At 52.1% G+C, this 25,011-nt stretch carries 23 protein-coding genes and 1 tRNA gene; 5 read left to right on the top strand and 19 right to left on the bottom strand.

All coding sequences use genetic code 11. From position 1 onward, the window contains the following. Positions 1–19: 19 nt before the first annotated feature. From SH451x_RS07205 to SH451x_RS07225, 5 genes are all read right to left on the bottom strand, one after another. On the bottom strand, positions 20–787 hold the full coding sequence (locus SH451x_RS07205; RefSeq protein ID WP_479361769.1) for a TrmH family RNA methyltransferase: 768 nt from the start codon (positions 785–787) through the stop codon (positions 20–22). A gap of 12 nt (positions 788–799) precedes the next feature. Continuing rightward, positions 800–991: a hypothetical protein gene (locus SH451x_RS07210; protein ID WP_479361770.1), complete on the bottom strand. Its 192-nt coding sequence runs from the start codon at positions 989–991 to the stop codon at positions 800–802. Positions 992–1,124: 133 nt separating this feature from the next. Continuing rightward, complete coding sequence (locus SH451x_RS07215) at positions 1,125–2,192, bottom strand: hypothetical protein (protein ID WP_479361771.1); 1,068 nt, start codon at positions 2,190–2,192, stop codon at positions 1,125–1,127. Between the two features lie 724 nt (positions 2,193–2,916). After that, complete coding sequence (locus SH451x_RS07220; RefSeq protein ID WP_479361772.1) at positions 2,917–3,270, bottom strand: hypothetical protein; 354 nt, start codon at positions 3,268–3,270, stop codon at positions 2,917–2,919. 156 nt (positions 3,271–3,426) lie between these two features. Continuing rightward, positions 3,427–3,508 (bottom strand) — tRNA-Ser (locus SH451x_RS07225). A 384-nt stretch (positions 3,509–3,892) separates the two neighbouring features. Here SH451x_RS07225 and SH451x_RS07230 point away from each other — a divergent pair. Further along, a complete protein-coding gene (locus SH451x_RS07230) occupies positions 3,893–4,243 on the top strand; it encodes a hypothetical protein (protein ID WP_479361773.1) in 351 nt (116 codons plus the stop codon). A gap of 30 nt (positions 4,244–4,273) precedes the next feature. Here SH451x_RS07230 and SH451x_RS07235 read toward each other — a convergent pair whose 3' ends face one another. The 6 genes from SH451x_RS07235 to ychF all read right to left on the bottom strand — a co-directional run bounded on the left by SH451x_RS07235 (position 4,274) and on the right by ychF (position 10,832). Further along, positions 4,274–5,581, bottom strand: coding sequence for a metal ABC transporter permease (locus SH451x_RS07235; protein WP_479361774.1), 1,308 nt, complete (start codon positions 5,579–5,581; stop codon positions 4,274–4,276). Beyond that, on the bottom strand, positions 5,581–7,035 hold the full coding sequence (locus SH451x_RS07240; RefSeq protein WP_479361775.1) for a metal ABC transporter permease: 1,455 nt from the start codon (positions 7,033–7,035) through the stop codon (positions 5,581–5,583). The genes SH451x_RS07235 and SH451x_RS07240 overlap by 1 nt, the downstream gene beginning before the upstream one ends. Further along, positions 7,032–7,820 (bottom strand): metal ABC transporter ATP-binding protein, encoded by a 789-nt coding sequence (locus SH451x_RS07245; protein ID WP_479361776.1) that lies wholly within the window; start codon positions 7,818–7,820, stop codon positions 7,032–7,034. The genes SH451x_RS07240 and SH451x_RS07245 overlap by 4 nt, the downstream gene beginning before the upstream one ends. 19 nt (positions 7,821–7,839) lie before the next feature. Beyond that, on the bottom strand, positions 7,840–8,865 hold the full coding sequence (locus SH451x_RS07250) for a metal ABC transporter solute-binding protein, Zn/Mn family (RefSeq protein WP_479361777.1): 1,026 nt from the start codon (positions 8,863–8,865) through the stop codon (positions 7,840–7,842). A gap of 122 nt (positions 8,866–8,987) precedes the next feature. Beyond that, entirely contained in the window at positions 8,988–9,599 is a 612-nt protein-coding gene (locus tag SH451x_RS07255; protein WP_479361778.1) for a hypothetical protein, read from the bottom strand. 138 nt (positions 9,600–9,737) lie between these two features. After that, positions 9,738–10,832, bottom strand: coding sequence for a redox-regulated ATPase YchF (ychF, locus tag SH451x_RS07260; RefSeq protein ID WP_479361779.1), 1,095 nt, complete (start codon positions 10,830–10,832; stop codon positions 9,738–9,740). A gap of 172 nt (positions 10,833–11,004) precedes the next feature. On the opposite strand from ychF, the gene SH451x_RS07265 reads away from it, so the two are divergent. Further along, complete coding sequence (locus SH451x_RS07265) at positions 11,005–11,265, top strand: hypothetical protein (protein ID WP_479361780.1); 261 nt, start codon at positions 11,005–11,007, stop codon at positions 11,263–11,265. Positions 11,266–11,812: 547 nt separating this feature from the next. Here the strand turns inward: SH451x_RS07265 and SH451x_RS07270 are convergent. From SH451x_RS07270 to SH451x_RS07285, 4 genes are all read right to left on the bottom strand, one after another. After that, positions 11,813–12,613 (bottom strand): enoyl-ACP reductase FabI, encoded by an 801-nt coding sequence (locus SH451x_RS07270; RefSeq protein ID WP_479361781.1) that lies wholly within the window; start codon positions 12,611–12,613, stop codon positions 11,813–11,815. Between the two features lie 27 nt (positions 12,614–12,640). Then, complete coding sequence (locus SH451x_RS07275) at positions 12,641–13,660, bottom strand: 3-oxoacyl-ACP synthase III family protein (protein WP_479361782.1); 1,020 nt, start codon at positions 13,658–13,660, stop codon at positions 12,641–12,643. 222 nt (positions 13,661–13,882) lie between these two features. Beyond that, the gene (gene mqnC, locus SH451x_RS07280; RefSeq protein ID WP_479361783.1) at positions 13,883–15,043 is read right to left on the bottom strand and encodes a cyclic dehypoxanthinyl futalosine synthase; all 1,161 of its coding nucleotides are present in this window, start codon (positions 15,041–15,043) and stop codon (positions 13,883–13,885) included. Further along, on the bottom strand, positions 15,040–15,876 hold the full coding sequence (locus SH451x_RS07285; protein ID WP_479361784.1) for a menaquinone biosynthetic enzyme MqnA/MqnD family protein: 837 nt from the start codon (positions 15,874–15,876) through the stop codon (positions 15,040–15,042). The genes mqnC and SH451x_RS07285 overlap by 4 nt, the downstream gene beginning before the upstream one ends. Before the next feature lie 278 nt (positions 15,877–16,154). Between SH451x_RS07285 and SH451x_RS07290 the strand changes: the two genes are divergently transcribed. Then, complete coding sequence (locus SH451x_RS07290) at positions 16,155–17,636, top strand: RtcB family protein (protein ID WP_479361785.1); 1,482 nt, start codon at positions 16,155–16,157, stop codon at positions 17,634–17,636. A gap of 157 nt (positions 17,637–17,793) precedes the next feature. Here SH451x_RS07290 and SH451x_RS07295 read toward each other — a convergent pair whose 3' ends face one another. Then, positions 17,794–19,686 (bottom strand): hypothetical protein, encoded by a 1,893-nt coding sequence (locus SH451x_RS07295; RefSeq protein WP_479361786.1) that lies wholly within the window; start codon positions 19,684–19,686, stop codon positions 17,794–17,796. 303 nt (positions 19,687–19,989) lie between these two features. Between SH451x_RS07295 and SH451x_RS07300 the strand changes: the two genes are divergently transcribed. Next, positions 19,990–20,937 carry a DUF72 domain-containing protein gene (locus SH451x_RS07300; protein WP_479361787.1) on the top strand — a complete coding sequence of 316 codons (948 nt, stop codon included), beginning with the start codon at positions 19,990–19,992 and terminating at the stop codon, positions 20,935–20,937. 246 nt (positions 20,938–21,183) lie between these two features. Continuing rightward, positions 21,184–22,008, top strand: coding sequence for a hypothetical protein (locus tag SH451x_RS07305; RefSeq protein WP_479361788.1), 825 nt, complete (start codon positions 21,184–21,186; stop codon positions 22,006–22,008). Between the two features lie 7 nt (positions 22,009–22,015). On the opposite strand, the gene SH451x_RS07310 is transcribed toward SH451x_RS07305, so the two are convergent. The 3 genes from SH451x_RS07310 to SH451x_RS07320 form a co-directional block, all read right to left on the bottom strand. After that, a complete protein-coding gene (locus SH451x_RS07310) occupies positions 22,016–23,074 on the bottom strand; it encodes an endonuclease/exonuclease/phosphatase family protein (RefSeq protein WP_479361789.1) in 1,059 nt (352 codons plus the stop codon). Between the two features lie 57 nt (positions 23,075–23,131). Further along, positions 23,132–23,581: a hypothetical protein gene (locus SH451x_RS07315; protein WP_479361790.1), complete on the bottom strand. Its 450-nt coding sequence runs from the start codon at positions 23,579–23,581 to the stop codon at positions 23,132–23,134. A gap of 145 nt (positions 23,582–23,726) precedes the next feature. After that, positions 23,727–24,959, bottom strand: a complete 1,233-nt coding sequence (locus tag SH451x_RS07320) for a carboxypeptidase-like regulatory domain-containing protein (protein WP_479361791.1) — start codon at positions 24,957–24,959, stop codon at positions 23,727–23,729. Positions 24,960–25,011: the final 52 nt, after the last annotated feature.

A 25,011-nucleotide genomic window follows, 5' to 3' on the forward strand; every position in this document is an offset into this window, starting at 1 on the left:
TTGCATTCTGGCGTAAAAGCTAGGATCGCTTGGAACGCAGGTACGCCGCGCACAGAATTCCAGTCGCCACAGCCGCGTTCAGCGATTCCGTTCCACAGTTTTCTTTACCGTTTGGAATCGTTACCCATTGATCGATTTGGGCTGCGGTCGACGGTCGAATTCCGTGGCTTTCGCTGCCGATGACCAGCAGCGAAGTTTCAGGCCATACAAAATCGAGTGCATCGTCACTACCTTCGACACGGGTCCCAACACACGCGACGTTCGGAGCGGTTCGAGCCAAGTCCTTCAGTTCTGCTCGTTGCCACTGAACACGTAAGAAAGCGCCCATGCTTGCCTGAATCGTCTTTGGGTTGAAAACATCAACACAATCATCGGAGAGAAATACCGAGCTGACGCCAAACCAATCCGCGATTCTCAAGATTGTTCCCAAGTTGCCAGGGTCGCGAATACCGTCAAGGAAAAGATTAAGACCAGCCTGAATAACTGGTTGTGGCGGTTCGGCGGGCATTTCCAACACGGCCAGGATCGGCGAAGGCGTCTTGAGAGCGCTGATTGCATCGAGCGTCCGCTGCTCGCACTGAACTAGTTTGCTGCCAAGCGTTTCGATGTAATGGTCGGGCAAGTTTTGAAATTGAGTCACCGAGCAGATGACTTGTTGCAATTCCCTCGGCATTAGGTCAACGATCTCTGCGACGATCTTTTCTCCTTCGGCAATGTATCTGCGTTGCAGGAGTCGGTGCTTTTTTTCTTTGAGCGCCCGTAGATCTTTGATTTGTTGATTGAGCAAAATAATGACCAGTTAAAACTGTGGTAACAGGAGTTCTTGATCGGGACGTCGGACGTTGAGTCGAAGCTCGATCCAAGCTTTAAGATCAAACCCGCATGAGGCATCGCTTTCGTCTAGCAGAAACGCTCTTCGCACACAGCGAGAAATACAGTGATACCAAAGCGAAAGCGATACATCCACCAACTTCGACCGCGCAATCGTCATCGATCATCTCTCCAGAACAAGCCGCAACAACCTGAACAGTCGTCAAAGCTACCAGAAATCAAATCGCCGTCAGTTCGCATTGCCTGTCCTACTTTCCTGCTCTCGTAACTCTCTAGTTGTCCCAGAGGTGGAATCAGCCTTCGCCCGGAGTTGGACGCGTAATCGGCGGGAGCGCCGTCTGAAAAGTCCACTTCAAGCGGCCAGAGACAAGATCAATGCAATCAACACCCAATCCTTTAGATACTGCCCAGTATACCAATACATCCTGTTTGTCGTGGCTGAGGACAACATCGCAGTAGTTTAGAACCCCATGACCCGAATCTGGATCCCACAGTAATAGATCCGTTTGCCAGTCTAGCTGACCGTCACTAGACAGCCGAATAATCGTTGCGTGACAATCATCAGATTTGTTTGAAGGTACTGCTAGAATCGTGTTACCCTCTGTTTCGACCAATCTTAGCAAATAAGGAGCAGAATCAATTAACGCAGAAATACGGTCATCGCGGACTTCTATGGTTCGATCGTTATTAAAGCCGAACCTGTGCACTTCCATTCCCTTGTTTGATGCGATCGTTTTCTGGGTTTTATCAATATAGAAGTCCGAATCTTCGAGCTCGCCTCCGATTGACTTAAAGTACCACCGCTCAGCAGTGACGCTACTATTGGAAATAATTTGTGAATGGCTGAGTAAATCTCTCCAGAGGCGAGGGATATCCGAGTGCGTACGTTTTTCGACGTTGACAAGAAATGGCTCGGCAATTGCCTCGATCGCATCAGGATTTATTGTGAACGAGTGTTTATCCCGGTCGAACGTAATGACATTCTGTTGCACCATCATCCGCCAGTGAAACACCAAGGCAAGCGCTGGGTGCTCAGTCTGATTGCTTAGTTCAATTGCACCGTTTAGGTCTATGGTAGCCGCAATGAATGCAGCCGCATTCCCTTTTGATTTTACGTCTTTTGCCTGTGCGTATGACTGCAGCAGATCAGTGAAGACGGGAAGAGCGTTTGGTTCACTTGATATTTCAATCGAATAGACTCGGGGAGCTGGATCCCCTTGGGCAGTCACGGATGCAGTCCACACTGCAAAAACGGTCATAGCTGTCGCTGCCGACATACTTGCCCTATGCAATGAATTGTAAAGTCCAGTGATGGCAATGATAAATGAAAAAGAATATTTCGTGGGGGAACACGTTTTCATAATCGGACATTAGCTTAGGCTTGTGTTGAGAAACGTATGCTTAGTTAGGATGATTCCTGGTTGGTAGAACTTCCTTCGAACGATGGGCGTTCAACACCCCACCGGCACCCCAAGCGGATCTCATGCAGGCTGGCAAAGCGGCTCGGAAAGGTTTTATGTTTAGCTGTGGGGAATGCGACACCATCAATATTGCGCAGGAAGGAATGTAAAAACGTGATTGATTTAAACCACTGGCAGAAGTTACCGAGATCGCCTCGGAATACAATTGGCTAGCAGCAACATGGACGAGCAACGGCGTTGGCGAACTTTGCCATCGCGTGGCAGCAGCAATGCCAGTACATGCCAGGACAAGGAAAAGGGGACGGGGGTGATTTTCAAGTGGTGTCGCGTTTTTCTTGCGTGGACGGCCGATAGGATGCAGTATACACCAAACCCCGTGCGTTTCTGCCAGCTCTTCAGACCATTCTTTGTCGGCTAATAATCGACTTCGATAACGCTTGTCCGGATTGCCTTGAGTTCGTCTTCAGACAGAGGTTCATTTCGCGATAATAGTGCTTGTAGCAACCACTTTCAATTTACCCCCGTCCCCTTTGTGCCCCGCAGGCCAAGCATTCTGTATCTAAAGCAGGAACGTGTTCCCATCACGAGGCAGCGTGAGCAACGGTCTGAAGCCTCACCTGTCTCTGCTGGCGTTGCGCACGGTTATACAAAGGATCAATAAAACTTAGCCAGACAAGCGGCTGACAACGGCGACGACAACGGATTCTGGTGGAACGACCAGGTAAACAACAAGCGAGTATATAGTTTGGACGGCGAGGATCTCACAAATTGTAATTACGCTCACAAGGATTCGGTTGTTGCCGGCAAGTTCCTTTGCGACTTCGTAGCTTGTTCCGATACAGATCCCGTACTCGCAAATCTGCAAAATAAGCGCAAGGTCATCGAATCCGAAATAGAAGCAGAGGTGAGAGATGACAGCAACGATTGCCACGGCGAGAAAGGGGACAAGGAGCAAAGTGAATCGCCACCAAGTGCGTCGCGGCGGAGACAACCCATCAGTTGATTCATACGGGTTCATGCTCACTCGTTGATTTTAGCCGTTCAGTATTCACGTGCTAACATTACAGCTTAGGAGCGGATGTCAGCACATTTCCGCCACCAGGCAGCTCGAACTGAAAAAAAAAGCCGCGTTTGCAGAAGCGAAAACGCGGCTAAAGATGACGATGCAGTCAAGCGGAGGACAAGGGATTCGAACCCTCAACCGGTTACCCGGCGCCTGATTTCGAATCAGGTTCCTAACCATTCGGCTATCCTCCAGAGATGAGCAAGGTTTTATTCGCCCGGAACACTCGTCGCAAGTCCTGACGCTACGTTTTTTCCCGCAAACAGCACCATTTTCATCACTACCAGTTTCGTTCGGCCATGCTGTGCCGACAATCCTACGATTTTTCCAGCTCGCGGAGACTAGTCCGGTAGTAAGGACGACGCGGGTCGCGTGTCATGTAGTGCTAGCAAAGATAATTGCAAAGTTTTGCCTGCATTTGCGTCGAAAATACTCGATAGCAAATTGTTCCACCCGTCTGCCTTTAACCGTCGATGGGCATCGAATCAAACTGCATCGGGCTGGAGAACCGCTCCCAAGTAAGGTCATCTCAAGCCCACCGCGTTCGTCGTCGCTCCCTAGCAACCGAGGTTTTTGTATGGCTAAAAAAGAAATTTTCCGCATTGTTACCCGCGCAGAAAATGGAACTCTTCGAATTCGCGACTTCCACTCGGCTGAACCGCTGATAGCTACCCACTCGCAAATTGGAATCGAAGACAGCAGCACCGACCTCGATCTGCGTGGAATGCCAGTCTTTCGCGGACTGATTGGACCGATTCCTGAAGGCAAAAATATCGTTCGCTACGAATCAGCGGAAGTTTTCGAGACCCTAACAAAGGAATGGGCGAATCTTAAGACTCGCCGCCGTCGTCGCACTCCGGCTCAAATCGCCGCCGACAACGCTGCAGCCGAAGCTGAAGCAAAAGCGGAAGCCGCCGCAGTTTCCTAACGCGATTATTTCGCGACACCCGCACATAACTCAGTCGCCCGGGATCTCGCGCCCGTGCGGATCGGTTTTGGGCGAATTACTTTCTGCTTCCAAGCGAGCTCGAAGGCTCGAATCGGTGAAATGTTCGAGCCGTTCCGCTTTGGCATGTGTCCGCCCGGCCGGGACGCTCGCTTGATCTGCCAAATAATGTTCCCATAGACGATGCGAGCGGACGAGCTGTTTGGCCAACGAGGTTCCCTTGTCAGTCAAACTGACGTAGCCGTCTGAAATAGCAATATTGCCAGCTCGTCGCTGTTTCCAAGTTGCCAACATTAGCGACCAGCGTGACGACATGAGAAACTCTTGCAACTGTGGGATGGAAAGTCCTTTTCCGCCCCGTTCAGTGTCGCGATAAATTGCTGCGACGATGTCTTCCATCAGAATTCGAATGGATAGAGCTCGATTGCGAATATGGCGAATTACCAAGCCATTTTTCGGTGCGAAGAGTGATACGAATAAAAAGATTACGCCAACGCTAACCGCCATCATGCTCGCTGTCCGAGTGCTTCGGTAACCAAACCAAGCTGGCACTACTACAGCAGACAGATGTCCCATGATGGACGCAACGATTGCGATAACGACACTGATGACGAGCACCACCCACAGCCGTTCGCTCAAGATCAACGCTGCTGCGGCGGGAACAATCATCATCGCAATCACCAAAATATTACCTACGCTCTCAAAGCTGGCGACTGTAGTGATGGCAATCATGGTCATCAAGGCATAGTGAATTACTGACGAATTAAATCCAGAAGTTGTCGCAAGTGCCGGATCAAACGAGCTCAACTTCAACTCTTTGTAAAATCCGACTACAAAAAGCAAATTTAACAAACAGACCACACTTAGAATCACGACAACCCGCGGCACATAGAAACCGAACAGATTCCACTGATCCAGCGGCGTAAACTCGATTGCGCCATACAACACGCAGCTCGGATCCAAGTCGACATGATCTGCTGCCTGAACGATCATCAGCAGCCCAAGCGCAAAGAGCGATGTAAAAACAACGCCCATCGAAGCGCCTTCATCGACGTTTCCGTAGTTGCGAATCCACTGGGTGGCGAGAGCTGTCAGAACGCCAACGATTACAGCGCCGATGAACATTGCAATGCTGTTTCGCGAGCCAGAAATTAAAAAAGCCGCCGCCAAACCGGGGAGAACCGCGTGGCTGATTGCGTCACCGAGCAAGCTCATCCGACGCAAGACGAGGAACGTGCCTAACAAAGACGCTGCCACCGAGCAAAGGATACCGGCGACGATAATCCAGCCATCTAGCTCCCACAGCCATATAAAATTCATCAGCGTTTTCCCCCCGCTTTTGGATTATCGCTAATTGAATTCAGCCCTGAATGAGGATCAGGTGGCACGTCGCTGTCCAGGCCATGTTGGCCAGCGAGCAACGCTTCCAGTTCAGCGATCATCTCAGGGCCTAGTACATGTTCGATCTTGTCGGCGTCACGATCCACGCGGCCGGGAGCGATATCTGCGTGCGCAATCAGATACAATTCCCACAACCGATGTTCTCGAACCAGACGCGCCGCTTCGGTGGTTCCGTTGCGTGTAAGTCGAAATCCTTCAGAGGGGACGCGTTCGATGTAGCCTTCGCGCGAGTCTCGCTTGATCGCTCGTTGCAAGCGGGTTTTTGACCAGCTTCGCGCATTCATCAGTTCATCAATCGATACTGAGTCGGTGCCGTTTGTCGACGAAAGCCTAGGGCTGTCCTTTCGTTTTGATTCGACGATTTCGAACATTGCTCTCAGAAGATGACGCTGATCCATCCTTTGGTTAAGAAGCCAGCGACGTCGTAGTTTGGCGATGATGCCTCGCTGCGTGCCTGTGAACATACTGATGACAAAGATCGTTGCCGAAGCAAGCACGATCATCGCGCCGCTTGGCAACCGCGGCAAAACTGCACTCAGTGACGCTCCGATCAGGCAACTGACGGCGCCGAGAGCTGCGGACCAGATTGCCAAGCGTTTCATTTGGTCGGTCCAAAATCGTGCCGAGGCAGCGGGAATTACGAGCAAAGCGATGATCAGGACCAACCCCACCGCCTGCAGTCCCACGATAGTAACTACAACGACCATCGCCATTAAAATGACATCGAGCATGACAACGGGATATCCCCGAGCTCCGGCGAACGCGTCGTCAAAACAAAGCAGCTTAAGTTCCTTGAAAAGGCAAAGGCTGACGACGATACATGCGATCGCTGAATACATAATCAGTTCGGCATCGCTCGCAATCATCGAAGCCGTCTTCCCGTAGATAAACGCTTCTAGTCCCGCTGCATGTCCGGTCTCCATCTGCTGGACGATTCCGAGCAACGCGGTACCCGCGCCGAAGAAAACGCTCAGCACAATCCCCAGCGAGGCATCCTCTTTTAAGCGTGTATACTTTCGGAGGTATAGAATGGTGACCACACCCGCAATCCCGCTGGCCCCAGCACCCATCAGCAGAAATGCTAGTGACTTGCCATTGCCACCTAGCAACGTCACAAGCATGAACGCCGCACAAATTCCAGGCAACGTGGCATGCGCCAAAGCGTCACCCATCAAGGCTCGTCGACGGAGTAACGTGAAACTGCCCACGAGCCCAGCGGCTAATCCCAAGATTGCGGTGCCGAAAACCACGACTCGCGTATTGTAGTCTTGCAGCAGCAGCACGCGCTGCCATTCTTGCCAGGTGGGCCAATCGACGGAACGATCGGTCAGTGAATTTTCCGCCAGCATCCACAGCGAATTGAATCCGGTCATAGAGACCTCTCGTGACGTTTCATCGCTTCACCTGCTTCTTCAAGCAAGGTTAGCCGTCCGCCGTATGTCTTCTGTAAATTCTCCTGAGTAAATACTTGATCGGTCGGACCATGTGCGACGATTCGCATGTTCAGAAGTATTACGTAGTCAAAGTACGCGGGCACTGTTTGCAGATCGTGATGGATGACCAACGCTGTCTTTCCATCCGCTTGCATACGTCGCAAGATATCTACGATGGCAATTTCAGTCGCTGCATCGACTGCGGCAAAGGGTTCGTCCATCAGATAGAGATCTGCGTCTTGAACCAGTGCACGCGCTAGGAAGGTCCGTTGTTGCTGGCCGCCGGAAAGTTGGCTGATCTGTCGTTTGGCAAGTTCAGCAATCCCAACGCGATCGAGTGCCTCCATCGCTGCCTCGCGGTGCTTCTTGCGGACGGGCAAGCACCAACCGATCTTGCGATAGAGACCCATCGTCACCACGTCCAGCGCATCGACCGGGAAGTCCCAGTCGACACTTTCTCGCTGCGGAACATAACCGACACGATGGTGATTATCACGATAGCTCTCACCAAACACTTGCACGCGCCCGGACGCGCGAGGGATCAAATCCATAACCGCCTTGAGCAACGTGCTCTTGCCTGCTCCGTTAGGCCCAACAACTCCGACTAAAGACCCAGGCGGAATATCGAATTCGACATCCCAAATGACCGGCTTACGATGGTAAGCGACCGTCAAATCGTAGACAGAGAGCGGTGTTGCTGTGTTACTGGTGTGCAAGTTCGACATTCTCGAAGCCAATCAATCGCTAAGGTTCATCGTGCGGTGGACTAAGTTTGCCGTTCAAGCCTAAGCTCGGTGCGGTGCCGCCAAGAGCTCGCGTGATCAATGTGATGTTATGGTCCAGCATGCCTTCATACGTTCCCTCGTATGTCCCAACTGGCCCCATGGCGTCCGAGTAGAGTTCTCCGCCCACTCGGACGGTATGGCCACGAGATCGAGCACCGTCGATCAGCGCCATAATGTTCTTTTGCGACACGCTGCTTTCCACAAATACCGCGCTGACTTTACGGGATACGAGCAAATCGACTAAGGCGTTGATCTGTTGTAGGCCGGCTTCCGATTCGGTTGAAAGCCCTTGCACGCCAAGAACTTCCACTCCATAGGCTCGTCCTAAATAATTGAACGCATCATGCGAAGTCAGCAGCACGCGACGGTCTTCCGGTATCGATTTAAATGATTCGCCGCCGTACGCATGTAGCTTGTCCAACCGCTCGCGATAAGCAGTTGCTTGTGCGCGGAAGTAGTCCGCATGGTCAGGGTCATATTCGGATAACGCTTCCTCGATCTTCGTAACACACCGACTCCATGCCGAAACGTCCATCCATACATGCGGATCGAAGTGACCATCAAAACCGTCAGGCGAAAGAAGACTCTCGGGGGCAAGTTTTTCGGTAATCGCGATGACTGGCGACCGCTCGCTAAGCTTGTCGAGCACATAGGTCATTCGACCCTCGAGCATGAGGCCGGAATAAAAGACCATATCGCCTGACATGATGATCGCTACATCGTCCCGAGTGGCTTGGTACAAATGGGGATCGATTCCGGCACCCATCAGTTGTGATACGTTGACATGATCGCCGCCGACGTTGCGTACCAGATCCGCTACCATCCCAACGGTCGCGATCACTTCGATTTTGGCGTCCTTGTCCCGCGTCCGATGCAGTCGAGCAGAGAGGGCGTCGCGTTCGCAGCCGATAGATACAATGCCGATAAAACCAATCAACAACAAAGTTGCGACCGTCACCAAGCGATATCGGCAGAAGAGATGCATTCAAACGCGCTACAATCAAACGTATTTCCAGCGTCGAGAACCGATCGCTGCACGTCGTCGAATTGTAGCCAAGGCTAATATTTTGTCAACTGAGTCGGCTTGGAGGAGAAAGCCTGGGAACTCTATTGAACAATCACGCCGTTGCGAATTTGTTGCGGTGCGAAGCCTTGTGGAACCGGTGTGCCTGGACGGCTAGGCTGATTCGGAGCGGCGACAGGTGCGTTCGTCTTTGGCGTGTCGATCAGCGACCAACGACGCCCGCTGATATTGCTGGTCGAATCCCACTGAACGTTTGGCACGAACAGCAACGACTGAATCGCAGAACCGTTGATTCTAGCGGATCCCCAATCGGTATCGACCGTCAGTTGCTTGATATCGGTTGCGCCGGTGATTGAATCGCCGTTGAGCATCACGACAGTCGTACTGACATCTTCACCTGAAGCCAACCGTAGTCCGGCAACTTCAGAAAGCGGAATGCCTGCTTCACCAAACGACGTCTTCATTGAAATTTGCGTGGTATCAACCAGCGTTCCAGCGATACGATTCCCGTTCAGCAATTCGACTGATACGGTTAAGGGACGCACTTTTGGGTCTACTTTTTCAACCTCGGTGCCTTCAACAGCGACTGTTTCAGCGATCGCTTCTGCAATGGGTTCATCTTGCCCCATCGCACTTGAATGCGAGAGTGCAACGACGGACATCATAACCAAACCAAGCAGACGAGTGTGTTTCATAGCTTTACTAGCGGGATTGTTAGCCAAAAGACGATGCATGCTGCAAACAGCGCGATTGCAGGGCTTCGATGGCCTCTAGTGCAACGCAAACTGAAGTCTTCTAGCATAAATTGAAAAGCGAAGGTTGCACGTTTTTTCTCAGACATTAAACAAAAAGTGGCAGATATCGCCGTCTTGCATCACGTACGTTTTCCCTTCCACCCGCATTTTTCCAGCCGCTCGGATTTCCTTCTCCGACTTGTAGGTTTCCAAGTCTTCCAGCGAGTAAACTTCGGCTCGAATAAAGCCACGTTCAAAATCGGTATGAATCACGCCAGCGGCCTGCGGCGCCGTTGCGCCGATCGGCACCGTCCAAGCTCGCACTTCCTTCTCGCCAGCGGTAAAGTAGCTTTGCAGGCCCAGCGTGTGGTAGGTCTGGCGTGCTACGACAGCCAACGCCGGTTCGGCAAGGCCAACGGCGGCCAGCATTTCGTCGCGATCGGGGCCTTCGCCCATTTCCGCTAATTCCGACTCCAATTTTGCGCAAACTACGACCACATCGGCATTTGCAGACTCAGCCTGCGCTCGGACAGCCTTTACCATCTCGCCTTCGCCCATCAAATTGTCTTCATCTACGTTGGCGACATAAAGGATCGGTTTGGCACTGATAAGTCCGAAACTCGAGATCGCTTTGCTGCTTGCTTCCGATAATTCCAGCGACCGAAGTGGTCTGTCCAAAGCGAGGTGTGCCAAGCATTCCTGAATCGCTGTCGCCCGCGCTTTTGCTTCTTTGTCGCCAGATTTGGCCGCTCTTTCTGCTTTGGGCAGCGCCATTTCCAACGTTTGGATGTCCGATAGCAGCAATTCCATTTCGATTGTCTGCATATCCGACACCGGATCGACTTGGCCAGCCACATGGATTACGTCTGGATCGGAAAAGCACCGGACGACTTGTAATATTGCGTCAACTTCTCGAATATGCGTGAGAAATTTGTTGCCCAGCCCTTGCCCTTCGCTCGCACCTTTGACGATGCCGGCGATATCTACCAGCTTGAGGATTGCTGGGATCGTCTTTTTGGGAGTGATCAATGCGGTGATTCGCGCCAGTCGACCGTCTGGAATGCTGACGATGCCCTCATTAGGTTCGATGGTACAGAATGGATAGTTAGCTGCTTGAGCCGTTCCAGTTCCGGTAAGGGCATTGAAAAGTGTGCTTTTTCCGACGTTGGGTAGTCCAACAATTCCAGCTTCCATCGCTGCGAGTTCCTAAAAATCTGGCTAGACGTTTAAACAAGAGGGTTGCTAAAGTCCACGAACGGGATCTGCCCGGCCTCATGGACCCTGGTGTAGGGCCTAGATGATACGCACAGATTCGCGATTGTGAATTACGAACAACAATTTCCCACGATATAGCCACGAGGGCGAGATGCAGAATTTTAATTTTTTCCAATGGGTACGCGACGGCGTCAAGCAATCGGTACTTCTGGGCGTCAGCGACGCGATCGAAACGATCGGTTCGCCAGACGACCGCTCCGATCTTCACCCAAGTGTAGCCGCGCTGTTGCAAAACAGTCCTAGCGGAGCCAATTCCGCAGGCACACAACGTCTGGCCAACAAGCCGACGAACTCCGCATCCAACCGCAAACGCCTAGGCCGATCCCTCAAAGACATCGAGCCTCAATCGTAGGCGCCGTCGGACGCCCCTGTTTGCATAATCCCCGTAGCTGCGTTCGCCAAGAACGCGGTCGAATCTAGGTACGGTTTCTGAAAAATCTAGTTGTGAGTCCTGAAAAGTCCGGATGTGTTTTCCGAAAAGTTTGGATGCGATTCCTGAAAAGGGTGCCACTGCTGGCTTGCCCAGCAGTGCTCGTGGCGAAACGGTAAAACTTCCCAACAGATGAATTGCGGAGCAATGGCATACGACAGCCTGGGACGTGAGTCCCAGGTTTGGATGCAAAAGGTGCATTTGAGTCGCGGAGCGACGGCAGATGGTTGGATCTGTCGAGACTCTCATGCCGTCGCTCCGCGACTCAGGAATCGTTGTGGCAGGAAACCTGGGGTTCCGCGAATCTCGCCTTCAGCTCGTTTCGCTTCACCCCAGGCTAGAATATGCCATCGCTCCGCGATTAACGTTCCAACACGTCCCCGGCTTCTGGCGAAGCCAGCTACGATGCGCTTGGTTGCGCGTGCCTCCGCCTGAAGGCGGTACTACGAACAGATCCCTGAAAAGCAAGCTACGACTGAGCGACAGAGCGAAGGATCTCTTGATCAAAATAATTGGTCGACATGCCAGCATCCACGACAATTGTCTGAGCCGTTATGCCACTAGAACGAGAGCTCAGCAAGAATGCCACGACGTTCGCCGCCTCGGCCGTCTCTAATGCTTTTTTGCGTAGGATAGCTTTCTCCGCATACAAGTAGGCATCGACATAACCAGGAATACCCGCCGAGGCGCTGGTCTTTAGCAATCCAGCCCCCACAGCGTTGAAACGAACTTGCGAAAACCGAGAAAAAGATTTCGCTAAAAAAGCCAACGAAGAATCCAACGCCGCTTTCACCGGAGCCATAAAGCCGTAGCTTTCACTCGCCATTCGCGTGGTCGAAATACTGATGGTGACCACCGATGCATCCGGATTCAGGAACGGTCGCAACGCATTGGAAATCGCGATCAACGAAAAGCAGGAAATGTCCACTGCCTGCAAAAATTGTTTACGCGTCGTCTCATGGAATGGCTTAATACCGTCACTATAGTCGGCAAAAGCGATCGAGTGAACGATGCCGTCTAACTTGAGCTCTTGCGCTGCCATTTGTTCGGCCAGCTGGTCGATTTGCTGTTGGTCTTCTACATCGCAGACAAAAACTTTGCGGCCGCTAAGCAGCTTGCTTGTCATTTCAGCTCGCGACGGAGACCTGACCACATAGATCACTTCCGCGCCAGCTTCTTCAAGCACTTTGGCGACGGCGTAGGCAACGCTTTTCTTGTTTGCGACGCCAAAGACGACAATTGACTTGCCGGTTAACTGGAGAAAATCCATGTTGAACGTTTCTTGAATGAGACAAAGCTAGTACTGGCGGTTCCAAGGTGCCAATGTGTCTTTCCAAAGACACCCAGCCCATGACCAACCGACTCCGAATCCGACTAACACCGAAAGCTTATCAGGCCGTAGCGTTCCTTCTGATCGCAAGTCGTCAATCAAGATCGGCAGCGTCGACGATACGGTATTACCGCAGTCTTCCATCCGGATGGGCAGCTTCTTTTCGTCGACCTTCAACGCCAGTTGGAGTTGTTCAAGCATTTTGCGAGTCGCTTGGTGCATCAGCAAGGTATCGATCTGCTCCATCTCGAGCGACGAGTCTCGGAGCATTTGCCGAACTAGCTCAGGTATCGCCGTTACTGTGAATGTGATCAAGCTGGGGCCGTCCATGTATAGCCGACTCTTCCAGCGTTTGCGATGCCGAGGCTTGATGGCGTCAGCCGAACTTCGCGCACCGCCGTCTCCTACAATCAGCGTATCTGCACCGGAGCCGTCCGTGCCGAAATTGAAGCCCGATAGCGAGCGTTCTTCTCCAGCGTAAATGAGTGTTGCAGCTGCCGCGTCACCAAAAATGGTTCGCAGGGAACGGTCGTCGCGGTCAATATACTTGCTGTAAGTTTCCGAAGTGATCAGCAAAATCCGCTTTGCCTGACCAGTTCCGATCAGTCCTTCGGCGAGAGAAAGACCATACACGAATCCGGAACAGCCAAGATTAAAATCGATCGCTCCACATGTCGTTCGCAAGCCGAGCCGATCTTGTAACAGACAAGCCGTGGTCGGCAAAGGATAATCTGGCGTCTGGGTGCAGAGCATCACATAATCGATCGACTTTGGATCGATCGAAAAATCGCGAAATAGCTTTTCGGAAGCCTTCACGGCTAAATCTGCCGCCGTCTCGCCCTCGGCTGCGATGTGGCGACAGCGAATACCCGTCTTCTCTTCAATCAACGGAATATCCCAATCGGGAAATCGTTCTTGCAGCATTTCATTCGTCTCAACCGCCTCTGGATAATGAATTGCGATTGGGCCAATGTGGGCGTGAGGCACGGTTTACTGACCTTCGAAGGCTGCGGGAGAAGTCGACTTGCGTTGGGACGAGAAAGGGGTACGGTCGTGCTTAAGTCGTTGAAGTGAAGTAGTTTACGCTCGTGCAGCCATTCAGCAGCGGACTTCTTCCGATCCCATTCACGCCGCTCACAGTTATACGTTTACTTCTAGATTGTCGCAACGCGGGAAAGCGGCTCAGTCCCGTCGTCCCGTAGGATTTCGCTAGTCGGCCGCCGCAAGAACCGGTAGCTTCGCTTTCGCTCGCAGGGCTTCTGGAACATAGTCACGGTTCGCCTCAATCGCCGCCGCTTCCCACTCTGGACTCATCAATTCGTAGAATACATTTCGCTGACGTGGTTCATAGCCAGCATCTGAAATCGCATGCCGGATTTCGTCCAAAGTCAGATAATGAACGGTCCCAGTCTCGGCCACGACGTTTTCTTCTAGCATCAGCGAGCCCATGTCATTGGCTCCAAATCCAAGCGCTAGCTGACCGATCTTCAGACCTTGAGTGACCCAGGATGATTGAATATTGGGCACGTTGTCCAAATACAATCTCGCGACCGCTTGCGTCTTGAGGTATTCAAACGAGCCCGTCGGTTCGATATGCGAAAGTTCAGTGTGGTCAGGCTGGAATGTCCAACAAATGAACGCCGTAAACCCTTGTGTTTCGTCTTGTATTTGGCGAATCCTGTCGAGATGCTCAACGCGTTCAGCCAAAGTCTCAACATGCCCAAACATCATTGTCGCCGAACTCTTGCCACCCAACTGATGCCAAACTCGCATCACGTTTAACCAGTCGTCGCTCAAGACCTTTCCGCGTGTAATTTCCTTACGAACGCGATCTACCAAAATCTCGGCTCCACCGCCTGGTATACTTCCCAAACCCGCTTCTCGCAGTCGCAGCAATACATCGCGAATGTCGAGCTGGTTGACCTTCGTGAAATGATGAAGCTCTGGGGGACTAAAGCCGTGGATGTTGACATCGGGAAAGTCTCGCTTGATATCGCGTAGCATTTCCTCGTACCAATCAAGCTTGAAGTGTGGATGCAAACCACCTTGCAGCAAGATCTGATTCGCGCCCAACTGCCGAGCTTCGGCGACTTTTGCCAGCAACTCCTCTCGAGTCAACACATAGCCTTCATCGCTCTTCGGACTACGATAAAACGCACAGAAGTCACAGACAGCAGTACAAATATTGGTGTAATTGATGTTACGGTCGATATTGTACGTCCGATAAGGCTCGGGGTGCATCCGGCGCGAAACGGCATCAGCCGCGCGTCCGATCGCCGACAGTTCGTGCGACTGCAGGAGTGTGAGAGCATCGGCGTTGCTCAGCCGCTGGCCATCTATAACTCTGTCTAAGATTGGTTGAATTGTCATGTGCATGTAACCTCTCTACTTGAATTGTCTTCGCATTGAACCGGAGCGATGCCTAGCTTGATTGCTTTCTCACGGAAACATTTCAGCGCTTGCCGCTCATCTATGCCAAGCTTAAATCGCAAATTTTCTGTTAAGTATGAAACAACTTGCTTTTCCGTCAAACCGTACTCCGGCGCATATTGTTTCGCAATTGAGTCTACATTGGAAAGCCCTGCGTCCCGTTGCCGGGAGAGGGCTCGTGCGAGTTCAGCATAATCGTATTCTGGCTGCGCGACCCAAGCGGCGAATACAAATGGCAAGCCTGTGTGTTCGAGCCACGCTTGACCGAGATCCCAACGATCGACGAACTGGTCAGCTACAGAGTTTAAGTGCATAGCACGATCGCCAATAACCAAAACCGCATCTGCCGTAGTCGCTGCTATGTTGGCGCTCAGCGGCAGCAGCATTGTTTCCGGTGTGACACCGCAACGTTCTGCTAGCAAGATCTGCGTTAACGCGACACTTGTCCGGGAGCCTTCATCAATAGCGAGCGTCCTAACTTCGTGAGGAGCTTTGCGAAAGAGAACTTGTACGCTCCACACCGGACCTCGACAGGCGATACAAGCGTCCGATACGAGCACACGTTCTGGATGTCTAAAATATTCAATCGCTGGGATCAGTCCAACATCCAATCTGCCCTTGGTAAGATCGTCGGCCAATTTGCTCGGCACCGCGTAGCTCAGCGTTGCAAACTTCGCAATCGCCGCGTCCAACTGGTAGACGAGCGGCTTGCTATTCAAGTACGAAACGGCACCGACGCGGATGCGATTTCCATTTGCTCGAGGATTTTCCATCGGAAGTAGCCTATATCTGAACGTCTCCGCGAACCTTAGCGGCCCTGCAGAGCCCTTTCAATTCTACTAAAATAACGGTCCTTGGCGATAATGACCGATTCCCTTACCGTCTTTTGCTGGTAAAGAGTAACTGACAGTCGGTACTCTTTGCTAGTGCTGATCTTCGTCGGTCGCTAAAGGTGTCAGGACTCAATTGCTGGAACGGCCCGTCGGGTGCTTCGCACAATTGAGTCCTGACACCTTTAGAGATAGACCCTACAACCCCAGAGTTTTTCTACATGAAGTTTTTCGACAAGACGCAGACAACCGCGTATCTCGAAACGGGTGCCGATACGGCCCCGATCCGCGTCTTTGGCACGGAAGCAATCCGCAAAACATTCGATGCAAAATGTATCCAGCAAGCGATCAATTCGCGCTTGGCACCTGGAGTAACGGACCTTGTTCTGAACCCCGACGCGCATTGCGGCTATGGTGCTCCGGTCGGTTGCGTGATGGTTTCCCCCACTCACGTGTATCCCGGGCCTGTTGGTGTCGACATCAAGTGTTCTATGAGCTTGCTGCAGACAGATATACCTGCTGACGAAATCGCTGACCGCACGGTTCGCCGAGCGATCATCAATGCGATCTGTGATCGGTTGCCAACGGGCGCGGGCCGAGGACAGCGAAACGTCAAGAAAGGGCGCGAAATCGATACGTCGCTGGGAGTGCAAGCGGTCGTCGAAGGGGCCACCAACAAGGTGCTCGATGGTCTCGGTATATCGACCAACTGGAGCGACGCTTGCGAAGACGCTTACCATTTGGGTGCGCACGAGAGTAGCGAAGCGCTAGTTGAGCGACTGAATTGGCACCTTGAAAAAGGTAACGTCGGCGACTTCAACTCAAAAGTTCAGCAGCTAGGCTCGTATGGTGGCGGAAACCATTTCGGTGAATGCGAAGTCGTACAGGTTTCTACCGACCCGGCTCGGAAAGCGATCGCAGAAGTCTTTGGGCTGAAGCACAATCACGTAGCGTTTTTATCGCACTGCGGGTCACGCGGGTTTGGCCATAATTTGGCGATGCATCAGTTTCGAACGCTGCAGCAGAAGTTTGCTGCCGAGAAGATCTCCTTACCAGGCGGTGATCGCGAGTTGGTCTACGCAGAAAACGGAACTCAAGAAGCGAACGATTACTTGGATGATATGTCGTTGGGAGCGAACTTTGCAACGATCAACCACTTGTTAATTAACGCGATGGTTCTAGAAGCCTTCCAAGAAATCATCCCGGGTGCAAAAGGGGAATTGATCTATTTCATCTCGCATAATATCGTCCGCAAGGAAACCGTTAACGGTGAGGACGCTTGGGTTCATCGCAAAGGTGCCACACGAGCGTTTCCGGCTGGGCATAGTGAACTGACTGGGACTCGATTCGCGCAGACCGGGCATCCGATCCTTTTGCCGGGGAATCCGCAAGCTGGTTCTGCGGTGATGGTAGCCTTGCCTGGTGCCAAAGAAAGCTGCTTCACTGTGAATCACGGGGCCGGGCGGGTGTTAGGCAGACGAGCTGCCAAACGTTCGCTGAGCCAAAAGGTGATCGACCTTTCGTTCGAGGACGCCGATATCTTGACTAACTGTCGCTTCTATCCCAAGGACGAAGCGCCAGCGGCTTATAAAGATTTCGACGAAGTCCTGCGGAGCGTTGAAGGGGCTGGCTTGGCGCACGAAGTCGCGCGGCTGCGAGCAAGGTTCGTAATCAAAGACGGCGATTCACCGGCTGACGACTAATGCCGCTACGAATCTTACTTCGCAGTACGGCCCGTCAAGTTCGTAGTACCGCCTTCAGGCGGCGGATCGCATATTTAGCAAGGGCTGCCGTCGACTGAAGGCCAGCCTACCAGCAAGTTTTAAACAACATCGCGGCGAGACGAAAATTCCCGTTGGGTTACTTAACCGGACGGAAGCCGTCGTCAATATTTAGCGAATGCTGACGTTGAGGACGGAACGAGCTCGACGTAGGTTTCAACGACTCGTTCGCCCTCGGCGCAGTGCTCGGACGAAGCACAGCTGCCGCTCGTTCGCTGGCGGTGTTTGGCTGCGTCGAACTGGCGCTCGATTGGTTAATGAACTGGATATGAGCAGCCTGTTGCACGTTAGCAGCAGGCTCTCGATCGATTGGCACTGTGCGTAAGGCCAGTGAGCTATCAGCCATCGCGGCCGTCAGTTCTTCCGACTTCTGCAGCGCGTTTGGCGTCGTCGATTTTTGCTCGGATCGCCAATATGGTTTTGGCTGGTAACCTTCCGGCGGACGAATGCCCGTGCTCGAAGGCAGGTTGAGGTTAGGCTCCAGCAACGTGGGAGCACTCATTAACTGCCGTTCTTCATTGGCAGGTTGACTAGCATGAAACGTTGACTGAGCGACTTGCTGTTCTTGCTCCAAAAGTCTCCGAGTAAATTGCGCGTTAGGACGTTCGATCGGCACCAGTTTTTCCGTATCGACAGCGAATTGTGAAGTCGTCGGTGGATTTGATCGGGAAAGCGGCGGATAGGTCGGCGTTACTGTCGATTCTGGATCGGACAATGCTGGATTTGAATTGTTCTGGTAGTTATTAAAGTTTTGGCTTGGCTGACTTGGGTAGACTTCATTAGGCGGTAAGACGTCGTTCGCGCCCAACGGCTGACTTTGCGTAGTCCCCGGAAGACAATTCGGGTCGTACTGCGATGCATACGCGGGATCGGCATAAGTCGGAGTTGTGTACGAAGGAGTTGCTGGTGATGTTTGCATCTGAGTCGTATACGGTTGGCTACTGTAATACGACGTGTTCGGCTGCGAAGATGTTGGTGAAGGCGATTCGGATGCGTACGATTGCGTCGGATTTGATGACATGGTCGGTGGTCCGAGCGGCGTGACGATGCTGCCATCCGCTTGGACATAACTACCGTTAGTGTTGTTGACGCCAGACGTAGTAGCTACCGACGAAGTTGTATTACCGTACGTTTGATAGTTGGCGGTCGTTGTTGGATACTGATTGTTCACCGCGAACTGGTTGAGCGGCTGCGTCTGTGGCAAAGTTGCTGGGGCTAATGCCGAAGCGGTCGGCAATGCTTGGTAGGCCAGCGTAGACGGCTGTAAGTAAGTCTGCGGAGTGACCGAGTAACCGTTGGTTGGGATTTGGTTCACGGGCGAGAGCGAAGTTCGGTTGATCGAACTTGGAATCGACAACGCCGATTGGGTCGCCGCGGAGGCCACTCCTGAACCAGTAATGCTCGAGTAACGGTCTTGCTGAAGCCCAGCGCCGTAATTTCCATAAGCAGCATAGTATGTGGAAGGCATCAACAGCGGAATCCGCAACGCTTGCTGCTGGTAAGAAGTACACGGTTGCAGGCTGGTCACCGTGGTGCCAGTGTTTGGATCAAGCGATGTGACGGGGCGATAGTAAGTCGTAGGGACTTGGTTCAACATCGTTTGATACGAACCAGTCGGCATTGCAGCAACTACTGTCTGCGGGATCGCATAGCCAAGGCCTGCATTGTTAGTGGGAACGTTATAAGTCGGCGGCGCGATGTTGTAATTGGTCGCTGGCGACAATGGAACCGAATTATATGCGGCTGGACTGTAACCGGTTGCAGCGTACGCGGCTGTTGTGCTGTTCGGTGCCATCACAAGTGGAGTTGGATATGTCGTTGGCGCAACATACGCAACCGGCTGAGTGTCTTTCCAGCGGTTATTTAGTAGCCAGTCGATCAACGGACCTGCGCTTGCCGTATTGCAGGTCGACGCGACGAGCAAAAATAATGCACTGCGACGCATGAGGGCTGTTTTGTGATTTAATGGCATTGATGTCGCCTGTTAAATTATCGCCGAGGTGAAAAGGACGCGTTCGCACTTCCCAGTTGACGCTTGCCTGACAAACACAGTTAATGCAGGTTCGATCGTAGCGTTTGTAAGAGTTATCCTACTGCACGGCGATCGATTGCTCGTTTATGTTCCAGTCCTGGTCAAGTCTACAACTTGGTACGGAGCGATGCGTAGTAATTCATAGGTCGAGAAAGCTTGTCCGGCAACTGCTTTCTTGAGCCGACTTGTTCAAATACGAGCATAAACTGGTTAGGAACGCTGGACAATTAGAATTGAACTTAGATGTTACCCAAGCAAAACAAATTACCTGATTGGACTAATTTTCCTGTTCGTATCGGTTGCCCGGTCTGGCGCTCGGTCGGCTGGGTCGGATCGGTCTACACCAAAGCAGCCGAACAAAATCAAGCTGTTGCGGTATATAGCGAAACGTTCCCCACCGTTGAGGGTAACTCGACGTTCTATTCGTTGCCCTCGATCGAGTTAGCTCGCAAATGGGCTGCTGAAGCGGCGGAAGGATTCCGGTTCTGCTTCAAAGTCCCACGTCTTATCAGCCACGAACTGGAACTGCGAAATGCCCGTGTGGAGCTTGACGATCTTCTTGCACGGATGGAACCGCTGCTTGCCGCAAAGAAGCTCGGCCCAATCTTTTTGCAGCTTTCGCCGACGTTTGACAGCGCACGCTGGCAACTGCTCGACGAATTTCTTGCGATACTCACTCCTGCGTTTCCGTGGGCTGTTGAACTACGGCATAGCGATTGGTTTGGCGAGAGCCCATATTGCAAGCGTTTAGAAGAACGGTTGCGAGAGCGGAATATCGACCGTGTCCTATTCGACGCAACTTACCTACATTCACATCCGGCTCGAACAGAAGCGGAACGAATTTCCCGCGGTCGCAAGCCGAATTCGCCACAGACGATGGTCGTTACCGGGACGTCTCCGATGGTGCGATTGATCGGTCATGATCTAGTCGAGGACGCCGATGAATTGAATATACTGCGGCATTGGCAGCCCTGGATCGCATGCATTGGTCGCTGGGTTGCTGAGGGACTGCGGCCGTATGTGTTTGTTCACACGCCCGACGATGCCTTTGCACCGAAGTTATGTTCCGCTTTCTACGAAGCGCTGCGGCGGGAGCTGCATAGCGTGCACAACATCGAGCTACCTGCCTTGCCCGCGATGCCTGTGCGAGCTAAACCCAAAGTCCAATCGACGTTTGACTTTGGCGACTAAGCCTTAGTGCAAAAAGAACTTCAGCAAGACTAGTCTAGCGGTAGGGGCACAAGCCCTCCGGTTCTGCAACACCGGACGGCTTGTGCCGTACCGCTAAAATAGGAATGCACGTTAAGCACAAGCGTTCCAATCGTTCTGGTCGCGTTGACTTTTACTTTGGTTCGGATTTGTTTGGCTACAATCCGGCTGCGGTGTCGAAGTTAAACGACGGACTGGATTGCCCAACATAGCTAAGGATAGACACGGATGTCTCATCGAATCATTTGCCGAAGTTTTCTATTTGTGTCGCTTTCGGCTGTTAGCGGTTACGCACACGCTCAAATGCCTAGTGTGCGGTTCGAACCGGTAAACTACTTGGGCCGCATGTTCGGATTCGGCTACAGCGACGGTTACAGCGCATGCAAGGAATCGCGGATTGAGGCGTCCGGTCACGGCGGGGCTCATTCACTGGCAAGCTTTTCGAAAGGCGGCGCACAGCTATACGATTCGCCCAGCGTCGTCAACACAATGCCCACGCTGAATTTACGCCACAGCATGAAGTTCACCGGAAGTACGCTCTACGGTGCGCCTTCTGGCTATGGAATTGGGAGCGAATGTGCCGAATGTCAGCAAATGCCAATGCAGCCTATTCAACCAATGCAGACAATGCAAGAGGCGCCAGCACCGCTGCACATGTTACAGCCAAACACACAGCAGTCGCTCGGGCCGATTCTTTCGCCGGTTCCGTTAGAACAAGGCATTCTACCTGAGCAGTCTGTTCCGCAATTGATCCGTCCGCAACTTGAAAATTTGCAACCCATTCCGCAAAGTGAACCGGTTGCGCCGCGACGTTCGCCTTCTGATAGCTTATTGGACGAAGAGATCTTCGGTGATGAATTGCGATATGAAGAGCTACCAGAAGAGGTCGAAGGCAAGTCCGAACCGGCGATGCCTTTGGAAGATGATAGTGATGATCTATTGATCCCAGACGAAGTGCGGCGGTGGAATTCGCCCAATCGTCATGGCGTTCCATCGCGGATGCCATACCGACCGTCGCAAGCCGCCAAGCCTTTGAACCGGTACCAGCGCTAGGCTTGAGTTATCGCGTAACCGTCGTAGGGTCGTTCGCAGCGGATATCGTTCGGCCGTTACTTTCCAGTGCGGAAAATTCAGCCCAGACGGGCAAATGGTCCGAGATTGTTTTGAGCTCTTCACGGGTGACGCCAAAGTAGCTCTCAAGATCGAATACGCCACTTCTTCCGGTGAACTCCGTAGACGCTCTCGGGTTCAGAAGAATGTTATCATATTGTTTAGTACGCGCGATGTTGGTCGCTTCGGAAACGATGATTGGCGTAAATTCATTGTACGTTGCAGCATTGGCGAGCGTCTTGGCGTCGGCGTTAAAGTCCCCGAGCATGATGATATCATCTTCGCTTCTAACGCTAGCTTCGAAGTTAGCGATCGCTTGATAGACACGCCCCAGCACAGCGACTTCTTGTGGGACTTCGTCTGGGTCGGTATGGACATTTGCAAGTGTGAAGGTGAACGGTTGATAGCCAGGTGGCACACGTACCGCAAAGCGGGCTACCAACGGTTCACGATGAAGCAGATCTTCATCATCGCGAACCGTGTAGGATTCTTCGGGAGATGTGAAAATTGTCGCTGTGTTGAACACGTACGCGTACTGTTCTTTGCTGACCGTGCGTCCTAGTCTCTCGCCTAACAAATAATTGTATCTAGAGCCATTTTGGTTAACATAGTTGAGCAAAACGTTCATCAACTGTTGGTCTTTGGAGCGAATTTCTTGGATGGCGACTACGTCGAAGTTGCGAATGATTGCAGCTAAACGCTCCATTACCCAAGGGTTGTCCATTTTCGAAGGACCGAATGCCTGAACATTAAAACTTGCGACTCGAATGACGCCGACGGAAGTGTTGGCAGGGCCTGCCGTTGGAACATTCTGGACGCTTACCGTAGATGCTTGCGGATATGGCGTAGATGGATTGGGAGCGTTATTGGCAGGCTGTGACTGCGCAGCGGAGATCAGTTCGTCGACGGGCACCTTATCCAGGATCTGCTGAGCATTCTCGCAGCCGACGTAGCTTGCGAAAGCGCTAGCAAACGCCAGTAGAATTGGTAAAAGTAGTATCCGCTTCACTCCAAAAGCCTCCTTGCTTTGGTGTTTGCGTTTCAATTTTTCAGCAAGCTGCGTTCGCTATGCAACCTGCGTCTGCAGTTGTTCTACGAGTCTTTTTAGCCGCGCATCGCTGCTCGTATCCATACTTTGCAGCGATCGTATTGTGTTTGAATCGAGTGGACCAATAGTTTGTAAGGCCAGCACGGCACGCTGCCGCGCTGCCATGTTTCGCCCCGTATCGATCGCCAAGTTTACGAGGCTGTTCTGCGCAGAGTTCGCAGCGTCTTTTAGGCGGCCAAGCAGCGTACAGGCCCAATAAGCTTGGTCGTTTTCGTCACTGTTCAACAGTGAAACGAGCAAGTTCAACTGATCCGGCGAAGGGCTCCCGCAGTTCTCAAAGACTTCGGTGACGAGGCCTTCTTCTAAATTGTCTGCATGCAATGCATCGAAGAGCGACTTTAAATCGTTGATTGCATCGGATGGAGACGCTACCCAACTTTGAAGCTGAGATGAATCTGGACTGCTCATAAATAGACCCACAAACCGCGAACGCGAACATCTGGACAGTTCGCCCTCAGTAGCTACACGATTTAGCCCACCTACGGCAAGAGAGATCCGAGAGGGATTAAGATGGTTAGAAAAATCCTTCGACGCGAGAAAGGTTACGTCGAGATTAATTCAATTCTCCGTCGCTGGCTTTTTGAGTTGGTTCCAACAAGAGAGTGAATTCGGTGTCGCGGTCGGGCTGGATAAAGACTTTGTAGTAGCCGTCGCGATCGACTTCAATCGGTGGAATCGTCTTTGCCACTTGCCAGTTGTTCAACCGCAGCGAAACTCGATAGATCTCTTTTGTTGATCCGCTGATGGTTGTTCCGAAAGTAAGTTGGTTTCCAAATTTAAATTGCGCGGCCTCCCATGCTGAATCTCGTGAGACGCTTAAAATACTGTTCGCAGGAATTGGCTGGGCATTGCCAGAGACAACCGATACGCGAAAACGGTGCGCTGGGCTAAGTTCTAACTCGCCAAAATCTGAAAGCATACCGTCGTTCGGCAAATCTACGATGGAGACTGGTAAAGCTCTTTTTATTGGTTGATCCAATTCCGTGTAAATTGCGTACTTTGCTCTTGGCGGCATGTTATCGAATCGAAAGACGCCATTTTCGTCCGTTACGACCGACTCCGGCGTAACCAATGCGGGAAACGTCAGGTTTGTTTGCACGAGCCCGACACGGACACCGGCCATCGGCAATCCAGAATCGACTAGTTTACCTTTGACGCTAGCACCTTTGCCCAAGCGAACGATCTTGTCATACAAATCGGATCGGCTCCATGTGAATCGAGCACGGGCATACCCAGGAGCTTGAGCGTCAAAGTAAATCATATGGACTACGTCGTCGACAGCAGCTTCGAAGCGACCATTTTTATCTGAGATCGATAATGGTGTTACATGCTTCACGTCGGACGAAAAAACTCCATTAGGTAATCCTTCTATTTGAGCGTCCACTTCGGCGCCGGCAACTGGATTTCCACGATCACCGATAACCAGCCCGCGAATAAGGAAATCTGCCTCCTCTAGAGACGTGAGTACGATTTCTTCTGGCAACCCAGCCGTCGGGTTGATGTATTTCGTCACCACTCCTTGATAGACGGTTGCACCACAAGTCAATCGAAATGCTAGTTCGTTCGACAGCCCCTCGATCTTGAATTGTCCGTTAGAATCCGTTCGTGTTTTCTTTGCGCAATCGGGGTAGCACGAAGGACAGCGCATCGATGGACCAGAAAGCGGTACGGCCGCTGCAACACATACGACTGCGTCGGCAATAGCATCGCCATTTTCGTTTTCAACTCGTCCGGCTATCGTTACGAAGGAAGTGGCAATCGTCAGAAGTTTAAACAGCACTTCCATAGTTGATTCCTATGCAATAATTTGAATCGGACCGAAGAAGAATGAATTTTGT

It is taken from the genome of Njordella aestuarii (genome assembly GCF_056494165.1).